At 70.9% G+C, this 13,237-nt stretch carries 10 protein-coding genes; 7 read left to right on the top strand and 3 right to left on the bottom strand.

Annotation, left to right across the window (positions count from 1 at the left end; translation table 11 throughout):
* Nucleotides 1-1,026 (bottom strand): aminoglycoside phosphotransferase family protein, encoded by a 1,026-nt coding sequence (locus LRG10_RS03330; protein WP_201169816.1) that lies wholly within the window; start codon nt 1,024-1,026, stop codon nt 1-3.
* Nucleotides 1,027-1,132: 106 nt separating this feature from the next.
* Between LRG10_RS03330 and LRG10_RS03325 the strand changes: the two genes are divergently transcribed.
* From LRG10_RS03325 to pdxA, 3 genes are read left to right on the top strand one after another with little or no spacing between them, the layout of a single operon-like run.
* Complete coding sequence (locus tag LRG10_RS03325) at nt 1,133-3,520, top strand: LPS assembly protein LptD (protein ID WP_201169819.1); 2,388 nt, start codon at nt 1,133-1,135, stop codon at nt 3,518-3,520.
* Nucleotides 3,521-3,525: 5 nt separating this feature from the next.
* Complete coding sequence (locus LRG10_RS03320; RefSeq protein ID WP_201169821.1) at nt 3,526-4,809, top strand: peptidylprolyl isomerase; 1,284 nt, start codon at nt 3,526-3,528, stop codon at nt 4,807-4,809.
* Nucleotides 4,806-5,816 (top strand): 4-hydroxythreonine-4-phosphate dehydrogenase PdxA, encoded by a 1,011-nt coding sequence (gene pdxA, locus LRG10_RS03315; protein WP_238634707.1) that lies wholly within the window; start codon nt 4,806-4,808, stop codon nt 5,814-5,816. Before LRG10_RS03320 ends, pdxA begins: the two co-directional genes overlap by 4 nt.
* 323 nt (nt 5,817-6,139) lie before the next feature.
* On the opposite strand, the gene rsmA is transcribed toward pdxA, so the two are convergent.
* Both rsmA and argH read right to left on the bottom strand, forming a co-directional pair.
* Nucleotides 6,140-6,937: a 16S rRNA (adenine(1518)-N(6)/adenine(1519)-N(6))-dimethyltransferase RsmA gene (rsmA, locus tag LRG10_RS03310; RefSeq protein ID WP_201169840.1), complete on the bottom strand. Its 798-nt coding sequence runs from the start codon at nt 6,935-6,937 to the stop codon at nt 6,140-6,142.
* On the bottom strand, nt 6,934-8,331 hold the full coding sequence (argH, locus tag LRG10_RS03305; protein ID WP_201169842.1) for an argininosuccinate lyase: 1,398 nt from the start codon (nt 8,329-8,331) through the stop codon (nt 6,934-6,936). Before argH ends, rsmA begins: the two co-directional genes overlap by 4 nt.
* A 220-nt stretch (nt 8,332-8,551) precedes the next feature.
* Between argH and hemC the strand changes: the two genes are divergently transcribed.
* The 4 genes from hemC to LRG10_RS03285 are packed head-to-tail and all read left to right on the top strand — an operon-like array spanning nt 8,552 to nt 13,221.
* Nucleotides 8,552-9,484 (top strand): hydroxymethylbilane synthase, encoded by a 933-nt coding sequence (gene hemC, locus LRG10_RS03300; RefSeq protein WP_201169844.1) that lies wholly within the window; start codon nt 8,552-8,554, stop codon nt 9,482-9,484.
* Nucleotides 9,481-10,275 (top strand): uroporphyrinogen-III synthase, encoded by a 795-nt coding sequence (locus LRG10_RS03295; RefSeq protein WP_201169846.1) that lies wholly within the window; start codon nt 9,481-9,483, stop codon nt 10,273-10,275. The genes hemC and LRG10_RS03295 overlap by 4 nt, the downstream gene beginning before the upstream one ends.
* Complete coding sequence (locus LRG10_RS03290) at nt 10,272-11,897, top strand: uroporphyrinogen-III C-methyltransferase (RefSeq protein ID WP_238634706.1); 1,626 nt, start codon at nt 10,272-10,274, stop codon at nt 11,895-11,897. Before LRG10_RS03295 ends, LRG10_RS03290 begins: the two co-directional genes overlap by 4 nt.
* A 1-nt stretch (nt 11,898) precedes the next feature.
* Nucleotides 11,899-13,221 carry a heme biosynthesis HemY N-terminal domain-containing protein gene (locus tag LRG10_RS03285; RefSeq protein WP_238634705.1) on the top strand — a complete coding sequence of 441 codons (1,323 nt, stop codon included), beginning with the start codon at nt 11,899-11,901 and terminating at the stop codon, nt 13,219-13,221.
* Nucleotides 13,222-13,237: the final 16 nt, after the last annotated feature.

Here is a 13,237-nt window from a genome sequence, read left to right as displayed (position 1 = left end):
TCAGTCCACCTTGGCGTCCGGGACCCGCCCCGGCGCCTCCGCCAGGGCCCGCACCTCGTCCACCAGCGCGCGTAGCGCCGGCTCCTCCTCCGCTGCTGCGCGCAGATACTTAAAGAACCGCGGCGCGTCGGCCAGGTAATGCGGCTTGCCGTCACGGTAGGCCAACCGGGCGAAGATACCGAGCACCTTGAGGTGACGCTGCACCCCCATCCACTGGCAGTCCGCCCAGAACAGCTCGAACGCCCACGGCACGGGTACGCCGGCCTCGAGCGCCAGGCGGTGATAGCGCTGAAGGGTGGCCACTTCGCGTTCGCGCGGCCAGCTGATGAAGGCATCGCGCACGAGGGAGACAGCATCATAGGAAACCGGCCCGTCCACCGCGTCCTGGAAGTCCAGCACACCAGGCAGCGGCGCACAGTCCATCAGATTGCGCGGCATGTAGTCCCGGTGACAGAACGCCCGGCTCTGGGCGGCAAGCCGTTCGAGCAGATCGTCCAGACCGCCGCCAAGGCGCCGCCGGGCTTCCGCGGCAGCCACCCCGCAGCAGTGCGGCAGGTACCAGTCGGTGAACAGCTCCAGCTCCCGGCGCAGCCGCGGGGTATCGTAGGCGGGCAGACCGGCCACCGGCACGGCAGCCTGGGCGCGGACCAGGGCGTTGACGGCAGCGTCGAGCAGCGGCTGGGGGTCGGCCCCATCCTGGAATGCCTGCAGGTAGGTGCGGCGGCCCAGGTCGGTGAGCAGCAACAGGCCCCGCTCCTGGTCGGCGGCCTCCACTCGCGGTGCGTGGACCCCCGCAGCAGTCAGCAATCCGGCGACGTGTACAAAGGCCGCCACGGACTCGGGCTGCCCCGGGGCGTCCATGATGATCCGGCTACCCCCGTCGGGCAGCTCGATCCGGAAGTAGCGGCGGCTGCTGGCGTCGGCCGCCGCCGGCGTCAGCGCCGGCGGCTGCGCGGCATCGAGCTGCCACCGAGCCCACTCGCGCGCCTCGGCGGCGCGGGCATCATCCCAGGCCAGTGCGTTCATCCCTCCATTGCGCGCCACGGCGGCGCCGATTGCAAGCCGTCGTGCGTTGCCACGCGCCCCCCCGTGTGCCAAGGTAGCGGCGCTCGCCGCCGGATCGCAACGAACCGTGAACCGTTCACTCCCACTCACCGCCGTCCTTGCGGCAGGCCTGGCCGCCTCCGTGGTTGCAGCCGCCGATGCGGACAACGTCGAAGAGGCCCGTGTCCCCCCCGGCCACATCCCCAGCGACCCTGGCGCACTCCGGCAGATCCAGCTTTGCGGCCCCCCACTGGCGCCATCCCCCGACGCCGTGGACCGCACACGGCGCAACCACCCCGACACACCCCTGATCCTGGATGCCGAAGCCATCGACGCCGATGGCCTGCGCGCCCTCTACCGTCTGCGCGGCGACGCTGAACTGCGCCGGCTCGATCAGCACCTGCGCGCGGAGAACCTCGATCTCGACGAGGCGGCGGGTCGCGCGCGCGTGCCTGGGGCCTTCGCGTACTCGGAGTCCGGCCTGCACCTATGGGGCACGGCGGGGCGCTTCGACCTCGACGAAGACCGCATCGAGGTGGACGGCGCGGAATTCCGGATCCATCCGCACATGCACGGCGCCGCCCGGCACCTGGTCTCCACCGGAGCGGAGCAGACCCGGCTAACCGACCTGCGCTACTCCACCTGCCCGCCGGGGGATGAGTTGTGGTGGCTGCACGCCGGGTCGCTGGACCTGGATCACGACGCCGGCCTGGGCGAGGCGCGCCACGCGCGGGTGGAGCTCGGCGGCATCCCCTGGTTCTACACCCCGTATCTGCAGTTCCCCATCGACGACCGGCCACGCACCGGGATCCTGCCGCCGAGCTTCGGCCAGTCCGATACCGACGGTGGCTATTTCACGCTGCCGGTCTACGTGCGCCTGGCGCCGAATTACGACCTGACCCTGCAGCCGACCTACTACTCGCGACGGGGGGTTCAGCTCGGTGGGGAGTTCCGCTATCTGCGCCCGAGCTTCGATGGCGAGCTGTCCGCGGAGTACCTGCCCGACGACGACGTCTACGCCGATCAGCTGCGCGAAGACGGCGAGCCGGAGATCGATGCCGAACGCTGGGCCGTGGACTGGTCCCACCGCGGGGATCTACCCTACGGCGTCGACTACCAGGTAGACGTCGAGCGCGTCGGCGACGTGGACTACCTGAGGGACTTCTCATCGGATCTGGTAGGCAGCAGCGATGCCGAGCTCGAGAGTCGCGCCCTGGCGCGGCAGTCCCGCGGCGATCACGAGTGGGAGGCCGAGCTGCAGCACTGGCAGAACCTGCGCCCGGACGACCGCGACGACCCGTACCGGCGCTGGCCCGCGATCGGCTACCAGCACACGCCCGGGGTGCTGCCCGGTGGCGTGGAGTACCGCCTGGAGGGCGAGGCGGTGCGCTTCGAGCTGCCCGAGGGTCCCGAGGCAGAGAATGACGAACAGCGCCCGGTGGGACGACGCTACCACGTCAACCCGCGGATCTCCTGGCCCCTGCAGCGCCAGGCCTTCTTCATCGAGCCGGGGCTGAGCCTGCACCACACCCGCTACGACCTAGATCGGGCCGGCGACGCCCCCGGTGACGAGCAGCTCAGCCGCACCGTGCCCATCGCCAGCCTCGATGCCGGCATCTTCCTCGAGCGGCCGTTCCAGCTCGGCAACCGCCCTTTCCTGCAAACGCTGGAACCCCGGGTGTACTATCTTTACGCCCCCTACCGCGACCAGGGGGACTACCCGGACTTCGACACCAGCGAGCGCGGCAACACCGTGGCGCAGCTCTTCCAGGAGAACCGCTTCTCCGGCATCGACCGCATCGGTGACGCAGACCAGATCACCGCCGCGGTGACCACCCGTTTCCTCGACATCGTCGATGGCCGCGAACCGTTACGCGCGAGCATCGGCCAGGTCTACTACCGGGAGGATCGGCGGGTGACCCTGGACACCGACCCGGACGACCCGGCCCTGACCCGCAGCAGTTCGGACATCTTCGCCGACGCCGAGCTGCGCCTGCCCGGCGGGCTTTCGGTCCGCGGCGAATACCGCTACGACCCGGAGCGGGAAGTGGCTGCAGCCACCAGCCTCGCCGCCGACTGGCAGTACCAGCCCACCCCGGGCGCCCTGGTGAATCTCGGCTACCGGGTCCGCCAGGAAGCCAAGGACGACGAGGACGATGAACCGGTGCTGGAGACCACGCAGGACCTGATCGAGGCCTCGGCGGTGGTGCCCATCGACGCCCGTTGGCGCGGCGTTGGCGGCTGGCAGTACTCGCGGCTGGAACGGACGAACCTGGAAGTGGTCGGAGGAGTGGAGTACCGCCAGTGCTGCTGGGCGGTGCGCGGTGTCGCCCGGCGCTTCCGCCGCGGCGCGGCCCGGGAAGTGGAAAACACCTTCATGCTCGAATTCGAGCTCACCGGCCTGGGCCGACTGGGCCAGGACACGGCATCCTTCCTTGAAGACGTGGTGCCCGACTACGACGAAACGGTATTCTAGACCCCATGAAGATTCGAGCCTTTCTCTGCGCCGCAACCCTGCTCGCCGGGCTGCCGGCCCTGGCCGCCAGTGAGACCCTGGACCGCATCGTGGCCGTCGCCGACCAGGAGGTCGTGCTCGCCTCGGAGCTGGAACAGGAGATCGAGCAGATCCGTGCCCAGTTCTTCCAGCGCGGTCAGCAGCCGCCACCGGCGGACCAGCTGCGCGAGCAGGTTCTCGAGCGCCTGGTGATGCAGCGCTTGCAGATGGGCCATGCGCAGCGCGCCGGCATCCAGGTAGACGACGCCACCCTGGACGCCGCCATGCAGCGCATCGCCGCGCAGAACAACATGACCCTCGCTCAGCTGCGCGACGCCCTCGCCCAGGAGGGGATGGACATGGCCGGTTTCCGTGAGGACCTGCGCGAGCAGATCACCGTCGAGCGACTCCAGCAGGCCGTGGTCCAGCAGGAGGTCGAGGTCTCGCCGCAGGAGATCGACGAGGCCGTCGAGGCGGCGGCGGCTCGGGATAACATGGAGTACCGGGTGGCGCACATCCGCATCGGCACGCCTGAGGGCGCCTCCTCGGATGACCTGCGCGCCGCCGAAGAGCGGGCCGGCGAGATCCGCGCCCGTGCGGTGGACAGCGACAGCGACTTCGCCACCCTGGCCGAGACCTTCTCGGATGCGGCCACCGCCGGCGAAGGCGGCGAGATCGGCTGGCGACTGCCCGGCCAGTTGCCCTCGGCCTTTGCCGACGTCGTCGAAGGCATGGAGCCGGGCGAGGTCAGCGAGCCGGTCCAGGCGGCCGACGGTTTCCATATCGTCAAGCTCATCGACCGGCGCAGTGAAGATGCCCAGATTGTCGAGGAGACCCGCGCCCGCCACATCCTCCTGCGCCCCGGCGACGGCATCGAGGTGGAGGACGTCCGGCAACGGCTGAACAGCTTCCGCGAGCGCATCGACGAGGGCGAGAGCTTGGAGTTCCTCGCCCGGCAGTACTCGCAGGAGCCGGGCGCCGAGGCCAGCGGCGGGGACATCGGCTGGACCCGCAGTGGCCAGCTGGTCGCCTCCTTCCAGGAGCAGCTGGATGAGCTCGAAGTGGGTGAGGTCAGCGAGCCGTTCCGCACCGAATACGGCTGGCACATCGTCCGCGTGGAGGATCGGCGCGAGCGCGACGTCACGGACGATCGCCGCCGCGAGCGCATCGCCCAGCAGATCCACGAGCGCAAGAGCCAGGAGGCCCTGGAGCAGTGGCTGCGGGAGCTGCGCGAGGAGGCCTACGTCGACTACCGCCTGGGGGGGTCGTGAGCGACGGCCGCCCGCGCATCGCGGTCACCTGCGGCGAACCGGCTGGTATCGGCTACGAGCTGGTAGCCGCTGCGGCCATGCGCAGTCACGCCGCGGAGCTGGTCGCCATCGGCGATCCGGCGCTGCTGCGCGAGCGCAGCCGCGTCCTCGACGCCCCCGAGCTGGCCACCCCGGCGTGGTCCCCCGAAACGCCGCGGGCGGCCCACCGTGCCGGTTGCCTGCCCGTGGATCCCGTGCGGTTGGCCCGCCCGGCCCACCCCGGGACGCTGGACCCGGCCAACGCCGAGGCGGTGGTCGCCAGCCTCAGGCGGGCGGTGCGGCTGGCCGCCGAGGGTCAGGTGGACGGCATCGTCACTGCTCCGGTCCACAAGGGGGTGATCAATGACGCTGGTATCCCCTTCTCGGGCCATACCGAGCTGCTCGCCGAGTTAACCGCCACCGAGACGCCGGTGATGATGCTGGTCGCCGGGGAGCTCCGCGTGGCCCTGGCCACGACGCACATGGCGCTCCATGAAGTGCCTTCGGCGATCACCCCCGAGCGGCTGGAGGCGGTGATCACAGCGCTGCACCACGACCTGGTCGACAAGTTCGCCATCGCGGCACCGCGCATCCTGGTCACTGGCCTCAACCCCCACGCGGGCGAGGGTGGCCACCTGGGCCGCGAGGAGCTCGAGGTCATCGAGCCGACCCTGGAGCGACTGCGCGACGCCGGCCTGCTGGGGCTGGTGGGGCCTTTGCCGGCGGATACGGCCTTCACGCCGCGCTCGCTGGAGGGGGCCGACGCGGTGCTGGCCATGTACCACGACCAGGGTCTGCCGGTGCTCAAACACGCCGGCTTTGGCCGGGCGGTGAACGTCACCCTGGGGCTGCCCATCGTGCGCACGTCGGTGGATCACGGCACGGCCCTGGAGCTGGCCGGGACGGGACGGGCAGACGGCGGGAGTCTGCAGGCGGCCATCGAGCTGGCGGCCGACCTGGCGCTGCGCCGTCAGCACCGGCCGGGCTGACCGCCCCACCGCCGCAGGGCGGGGCAAGCGAGCATACACGAGATCGCTCCGAGGAGGGCGGGGACGCCGGGGTGACCCGGGGGCGGACGAGCGCGCCTCGCCTGCGGCGAGGTCCCCTGCGCTTCTCGTGCGGGCAGGGCCGCTCGCTTAACTCGCGGCGCTGCGCGCCGCTCGGACAAAACCTCGCTGATCAGCGCGAACCAGGAAAGGTTCGCGCTGACCCCCTGCCCGCCCTGCGATGCTCGGCGCGCTCAATGCCCCCGGGTCACCCCGGCGTCCCCGCCCTCCTCGGAGCAAGCACCGTCAGTCAGTACGACTCCCTCTCACCGCCCTGCGGCGGTCTCCGGTGCGCCCCGTGCGGCATCGGCGAGGCGCACGAAGGCCTCCACCGAGAGCGTCTCGGCCCGCGCCCCGGGATCGACCCCCGCCGCCTCGAACGCCGCCTCCGCGACCCGCCCCTTGAGGCTGTTGCGCAGCGTCTTGCGCCGCCCGGCGAAGGCCGCCGTCACCACCTCCTGCAGCCACGCCTCGTCCTGGGCCGGCGCCGGCAGCGGACGGTGGGGGACGAGGCGAACAAACGACGACATCACCTTCGGCGCCGGGAAGAACGCCCCGGCCGGCACGTTGAAGCAGCGCTCCACCCGGCAGCGGTACTGCACCATCACCGACAGCCGCCCCCGGGTCCGGCTCCCCGGCGGCGCCACCATCCGATCCACCACCTCCCGCTGGAGGAGCAGGTGCAGATCCTCGATGGTGTCCGCGGCGGCGAGCAGGTGAAACAGGATCGGCGTCGAGACGTTGTAGGGCAGATTCCCCACCACGCGCAGTCGCCCCTGGGCCGGAGCCAGCCCGGCCGGATCCAGCTCCAGGGCGTCACCCTCGATCACCGTCAGGGCAGGGCCGAAACGCTCGCGCAGCCGGGGCGCCAGATCGCGGTCGAGCTCCACCGCCGTCAGGCTGCCCAGGCGTTCGAGCAGCGGCTCGGTCAGTGCCCCCTCGCCGGGGCCGATCTCCAGCAGCGTCTGCCCCTGCCGCGGGGCGATCGCCGTGATCATGCGCTGGATGACCGACGGATCGCGCAGGAAGTTCTGCCCGAAACGCTTACGCGGGCGGTGGCTCAAGCCAGGCGCTCCCGGGCCGCACGGGCCTGGGCACGGACCTGCTCCGGCGCCGTGCCGCCGATGTGGGAACGCGCCGCCACCGAGCCATCGAGGGTCAGGACCGCAAAGACGTCGTCGCCGATGGCCGCGGAGAACTGCCGCAGCTCCTCGAGGCTGAGCTCGGCCAGGTCGCGGTCGGCCTCCGTGGCGTAGCGCACGGCACGGCCGACCACCTCGTGGGCGTCGCGGAAAGCCAGCCCCTGGCGAACCAGGTAATCGGCCAGATCGGTGGCGGTGGCGAAACCGGCCCGGGCCGCCTCGCGGCAGCGTTCGCGGTTGACGGTCAGCGCCGGGACCATATCGGCGAAGGCGGTGAGCGCATCACGGGCCGTATCCACGGCATCGAACAGCGGCTCCTTGTCCTCCTGGTTGTCCCGGTTGTAGGCCAGCGGCTGGCCCTTCATCAGGGTCAGCAGCTGAACCAGGCTGCCCTGGGCCCGGGCGGCCTTGCCGCGCACCAGCTCCGCCACGTCGGGGTTCTTCTTCTGCGGCATGATCGACGAACCGGTGCAGAAGCGATCCGGCAAGTCGATGAAGCCAAACTGCTGCGACGTCCACAGCACCAGCTCCTCGGCCATGCGCGAGAGGTGCACGAGGACCAGGCTGGCGTCGGCACAGAACTCGATGGCGAAGTCGCGGTCACTGACCGAGTCCAGGGAGTTGCGCGTCGGCCCATCAAAGCCCAGCTCGCGGGCGGTCGCCTCGCGGTCGATGGGGAACGAAGTCCCGGCCAGCGCCGCGGCGCCCAGGGGGCACTGGTTGAGCCGGCGACGGCAGTCGGCCAGCCGGTCGCGATCGCGCTCGAGCATCTCGTACCAGGCCAGCATGTGGTGGCCGAAGGTCACCGGCTGGGCCACCTGCAGGTGGGTGAAGCCGGGCATGATGGTGTCGGCCTCGCGCTCGGCCAGATCGACCAGGCCGTTCTGGAAGCGGGCAAGCTCGGCGCGGATGGTGTCGATGGCCTCGCGCAGGAAGAGACGCACGTCGGTGGCGATCTGGTCGTTGCGCGAGCGGCCGGTATGGAGCTTCTTGCCGGCCTCGCCGATGCGCTGGGTCAACCGGTGCTCGATGTTCATGTGGACATCCTCGAGCTGCGGCGACCAGGGGAAGCGCTCCTCGACCACCTCCTGGCGGATCTCGGCCAGGCCCTGGAGGATGGCGTCGCGCTCGGCCTCGGTCAGCACACCGCGCTCGGCAAGCATGCGGGCGTGCGCCTCGGAGCCCTGGATGTCGTGCAGGGCGAGGCGGGCATCGAACTGCACCGAGGCCGAGAAGCGCTCGACGAATGCGTCGGTCGCCTCAGTGAAACGGCCGGTCCACAGCTGCTGGCCGGGGGCTGCGTCTTTCTGGCTCATAGCGGGTGCTCACGATCGCTTTTCAGTGGGCGGAAAGGGTCTCAAGCCGGTCGTCCCGCCCGGCGGGGGCGCCGGCGCGGCCGTCATTGTAGTGCCGAGCGGCCGTCGCGCGCGCCCCCTGCGGCGTCACTATCGGCGACAACAGGTTGAAACCGGGGCGGCATTGCGACGACACTTTAGCGTGTTTTTCTCCGAGTCTAACCAGTCAGGATGGACCGTAATGGCCGCTGAATCCCTGCGAATCGCCACCCGCCGTTCCCAGCTTGCCATGTGGCAGGCCGAGCACATCGCCGCCGAACTGCAGCGCCTGCACCCCGGCCTGGAGGTGGAGCTGGTCCCCATGTCCACCCGCGGCGACGAGATCCTCGATCAGCCGCTGGCGCGCATTGGCGGCAAGGGCTTGTTCATGAAGGAACTCGAGGACGGCATGCTGCGCGGCGACGCCGATCTGGCCGTGCACTCGATGAAGGACATCCCCTGGCGCCTGCCCGACGGCTTCGCCCTGGCCGCCGTCTCGGACCGGGCCGATCCGCGGGACGCCTTCGTCTCCAACCACTACACGGACCTGGATGAGCTCCCCCACGGCGCCCGGGTCGGTACGGCGAGCCTGCGCCGTCAATGCCAGATCATGGACCGCCGGCCCGACCTGCACATCGAGGTCCTGCGCGGCAACGTCCAGACCCGGCTGCGCAAGCTCGACGATGGCGTTTACGACGCCATCATCCTGGCCGCCTCCGGGCTCGACCGCCTGGAGCTGACGCACCGCATCGCCGGGCGCCTGACGCCGGAACAGAGCCTGCCTGCGGTGGGCCAGGGTGCGCTCGGCATCGAATGCCGGGAGGGCGACGAGCGGGTCATGAAACTCGTGGAGGGTCTCAACCACGAGCCCACCCGCATCCGCATCAGCGCCGAGCGGGGCATGAACGCCCGGCTCGAGGGCAGCTGCCAGGTTCCCATCGGCGGCTACGCCGAGCTCGACGGCGACGAGGTCCACCTGCGCGGTCTGGTGGGCGCCGTTGACGGCAGCGAAGTCATCCGGGGCGAGATCCGCGGCCCCGCCGCCGATGCCGAGAACCTGGGCCGCCAGCTGGGCGACGACCTACTCGCCCGCGGGGCCGACCGCATCCTCAAGGCCCTCGCCGAGCAGCCATGACGGGGCCCCTGGACGGCACCGGCGTCGTCGTCAGCCGACCCGCCCACCAGGCGGAGGGTCTCGCTCACGCCCTGGAGGAGGCCGGCGCCGAGGTGTGGCGGTTTCCCACCCTGGAGATCGCCGCCGAGCCGGACGACGCGGCACGGCAGGAGGCAGCCCGGCAGGCCGCCGGCGCCGACTGGCTGATCTTCGTCAGTCAGAACGCCGTCGACCACGGGCTGCCACGCATCCGCGCCGCCGGTGGCCCCGCCGCCCACGCCCGCTGCGCCACCGTCGGCCGGGGCACCGCCGAGGCACTTCGTCGCAACGGCATCGAGGAGGTGCTCTACCCCCGCCATGGCGCCACGAGCGAGGATCTGCTGGAGGAAACGGAACTTGGCAGCATCAGCTCGGGGCGTGTCATGATAGTCCGCGGAGTCGGAGGGCGGCCGCACTTGGCCGAGACACTCCGCGACTGTGGCGCCGAGGTGGGTTTTCTGGAAGTCTATCGACGCATCCGGCCGTCGGCCGACCCCACCCCGCTGCTCGCGGCCGCCGAGGCCGACCGCGTTCAGGTCGTCATCGCCACCAGCGGCGAGGTTCTGGAGAACTTCCTGGAGCTCGTCGGGGACCGTGGCCGACGGTGGCTCGCCCGGGCTGCGGTGGTCGTCATCGGCGACCGGGTGGCGGTCATGGCGAGCCCCCACGCCGGACATGTCGAGATCGCGGCAACCGCGGCGGAAGAAGAGCTCACGGCGGCCACCGCACGCGCCGCCAGGGCCGTGGCAGAGATCAGGAGTAGGCGAAGATGAGCAACCCCAACCGTCCGGAGGACCGGAATCGCCCGGAGGATCCGAACCGCGGCGCGCAGAGTTCCTCCGAATCGCGCAGCGGTGATAGCCCGCGTCGCGGCGATGCCCGCCCAGGGCAGCCCGCCCCCCAGCCCGGCGCTGCCACCGGCAGCAGCAGCCAGGAGAGCGCCGGCGGTGGCCAGAGCGATACCCGGCCCGGTGAACAGCCGGGCGAGGCGGGCAGCAGCAGCGACGCCACCGGCCAGGAACGTTCCAGCAGCGCCGCCGCGAGCACCCAATCGAGCCAGGAGCAAGCCTCCGGCGGCGACGACAAGGAAGGCAAGGAGGACCACAAGGGTAAGGAGCAGGACAGCGGCAAGTCCGGCTCCGGAAGTGGCGGCGGCAGCGACGGAGGCGGTGGCAGTCGGCTGAGTTCCACCCCCGAACCGCGCAGCCGTTTCACCCTGTGGTTCGTCATCGTTCTGCTCGGCGGCGGCACCATTGCTGCGGGCGTCTACGGTTATCAGCTCTACGAGGAACTGCAGGCCGCTCAGCAAGAGCTCGACGAGCGCGTCGCCGCCCAGGAGGAGCGCGATGCCGAGCTCGACGAGACCCTTGAGAAGGCACGCGAGCAGGCCGAGGCCGCCGCCCGCCTGGAAGAGTACCTGGAGGACTTCGACGCCCTCGCCGCGGACGTCGAGGCAGCCAAGCAGGCCAGCGACGATACCGCCGATAGCCTGGCGTCACTGGAGTCCCGCGTGGACGATCTGGCCGCCCGGTTCGATGAGCTGGGCGATGCGGAGGGCGTCGGCGAGGCCGCGCTGGGGGATCTGGACGCGCGACTGACCGAGCGCATGGACGAGATCGAGTCCCGCCTTGAAGAGCGGGTCGAGGAACTTGCTGCGGCGCAGGAGGGGCTCGACGAGGACATGGAGCGCCTCGGGGCGCGCAGCGAGCAGGAAGAGGAAGGCTGGCTGAAGGCCGAGGCCGGCTACCTGGCGCAGATTGCCATCCACCGGGTCCGCCACCACCACGACGTGGATTCCGCCTTGGCCGCCCTGCGGGGCGCCGACGGCCTCCTGGCCGAACTCGGCGGCGAGAGCATCCCGGAGCGCCAAGCCATCCGCGAGGCCATCGACGCCCTGCTCGACTACTCCGGCCCGGATATTGGCGGCATCCGCGAGCGCATCACTGCGCGCATGGACGAGATCAATGACCTTGCCCTCACCGGCGATCCGGGCGAGGGCGTGGCCCCGGATCTGCCGGAGCTCGACGAAGCCGAGGAGGGCTGGCGGGGCGCTCTGAGTCGGGCCTGGAGCCGCCTGCGCGAGGGACTCGGTGAGCTGGTCCGGGTGCAACACGAGGAGGAGCTGGAAGAACTCCTCACCCCGGAGCAGCAGTACTTCCTGCGCGAGGGGCTGCGTCTGCAGCTGGAGAGCGTCCTGCTGGCACTGCACAGCGGCGACCAAGAGAGCTATCGCGCCGGGCTGGAGCGGGCCGCCGGGTGGCTGGAACGCCGCTTCGACACCGACGACGAGCGCGTCGCCGAGGCCAGAGACGACCTACTGGACTTGGCCGACGAGCCGATCCGGCACGACCTGCCGGATATCGAACCCCTCCTTGAACCAGTGAAGCCGTTCTGACATGCGCCGCCTGTTCATCTACCTACTGATCCTGGCCGGTGCCGTACTTACGGCGCTGTACTTCAACCAGCAGGAGGGCTACGTGATGCTCTCCGTGGGGCCTTGGCGGCTGGAGATGAGCTTGCTCTTCTCCGCCGTGGTCCTGGGGCTCTTGGTCCTCCTGCTCTACCTGGCCCTGGCCGCCCTTGGGCGGCTGTGGAGCATGCCGCGCCGGCTGCGTAGCTGGCAGGGCCAGCGGCGGCAGGAGTCGGCCCGCACAGAACTCACCTCCGGGCTGCTGCGCTTTGCCGAGGGTGACTACGACACCGCCGAAAAGCAGCTGGTGCACAGCGCCCGGCGCAGCGAGGCGCCCCTGGTGAACTACCTGACCGCGGCGATCGCCGCCCAGCGCCGGGGCGCCCGCGAGGTGCGGGACGGCTACCTGACCACGGCCGAGAAGAGCGGGCCCGACGCCAACCTGGCGGTCCGGCTGCTCCAGGCGCAGCTGCAGGCCGAATCGGGGCAGTGGGAAGAGGCTCAGGCGAGCGTGTCGGCCGTCCTCGATAAGGAGCCCAAGCATCGCCGGGCCCTGGAGCTGATGATCGGCTGCTGTCGCGCCCTGGGCGACTGGGAGCGGCTCGAGCCCCTGCTGCCGCGCATCGACCGCCAAGGCATCCTGCCCAAGAACGAACTCCTCGATCTCAACCGCTGGGTGGCCCGAGAGCGCCTGGCGCGGGCCTCCGGCGAGGACAAGCAGGCCCTGCAAGAGGCGTGGCAGGACCTGAGCCGGGGCCTGCGCAAGGATCCCGAGGTGCTCTGCGCCTACGTGGACGGGCTGATCACCCTCGGGGAGGTACAGAGCGCCGAGGAGCTCATCCAGAAGCAGCTGCAGAAGGAGTGGAACCCCGAGCTGCTCGAGCGCTACGCTCGCCTGCCGGCCGACGACACCGCCACCTACACGACGCGGCTGGAGAAGGCCGAGGGCTGGATCCAAGCCCACCGGGACGATCCGAAGACCCTCTACGCCGCGGGCATCCTGGCCCTGCAGGCCGAGCAGTGGGACCGGGCCCGGGACTACCTGCAGGCCGCCGTGGACCAGACGGCCCGGCCGGAGTACCTGCGCACCCTCGGTGCCCTGCAGGAGCATCTGGGGGACTACGACGGGGCCCGGGCCACCTATCGCCTGGCCATGGACCTCTCCGGCGCCGGCAGCGACGCCCTCCCTGGTCTGCCGGGGCCCGCCCCGGAGCGCCCGGCGGCGCCGGAGCTCGAGGAGGGCCGTTCGGACGCCCCCCCCGACTACGCCCCCGGCGACGACACCGAGGGGCGACCCCGCAACGACTGACACCCACGCTGCGGGC

Source organism: Halorhodospira sp. 9628 (assembly GCF_022228075.1).
Taxonomy (GTDB): domain Bacteria; phylum Pseudomonadota; class Gammaproteobacteria; order Nitrococcales; family Halorhodospiraceae; genus Halorhodospira; species Halorhodospira halophila_A.
Note: the sequence above shows the minus strand (reverse complement) of the source record. Positions and strands in the feature narration are given on the sequence as shown.

What these genes read in the sequence shown, in the direction of transcription:
- LRG10_RS03330 (WP_201169816.1), bottom strand. Translation starts at nt 1,026, where the DNA reads ATGAACGCACTGGCCTGGGATGATGCCCGCGCCGCCGAGGCGCGCGAG.
- LRG10_RS03320 (WP_201169821.1), top strand. Translation starts at nt 3,526, where the DNA reads ATGAAGATTCGAGCCTTTCTCTGCGCCGCAACCCTGCTCGCCGGGCTG.
- argH (WP_201169842.1), bottom strand. Translation starts at nt 8,331, where the DNA reads ATGAGCCAGAAAGACGCAGCCCCCGGCCAGCAGCTGTGGACCGGCCGT.
- hemC (WP_201169844.1), top strand. Translation starts at nt 8,552, where the DNA reads ATGGCCGCTGAATCCCTGCGAATCGCCACCCGCCGTTCCCAGCTTGCC.
- LRG10_RS03295 (WP_201169846.1), top strand. Translation starts at nt 9,481, where the DNA reads ATGACGGGGCCCCTGGACGGCACCGGCGTCGTCGTCAGCCGACCCGCC.
- LRG10_RS03290 (WP_238634706.1), top strand. Translation starts at nt 10,272, where the DNA reads ATGAGCAACCCCAACCGTCCGGAGGACCGGAATCGCCCGGAGGATCCG.
- LRG10_RS03285 (WP_238634705.1), top strand. Translation starts at nt 11,899, where the DNA reads ATGCGCCGCCTGTTCATCTACCTACTGATCCTGGCCGGTGCCGTACTT.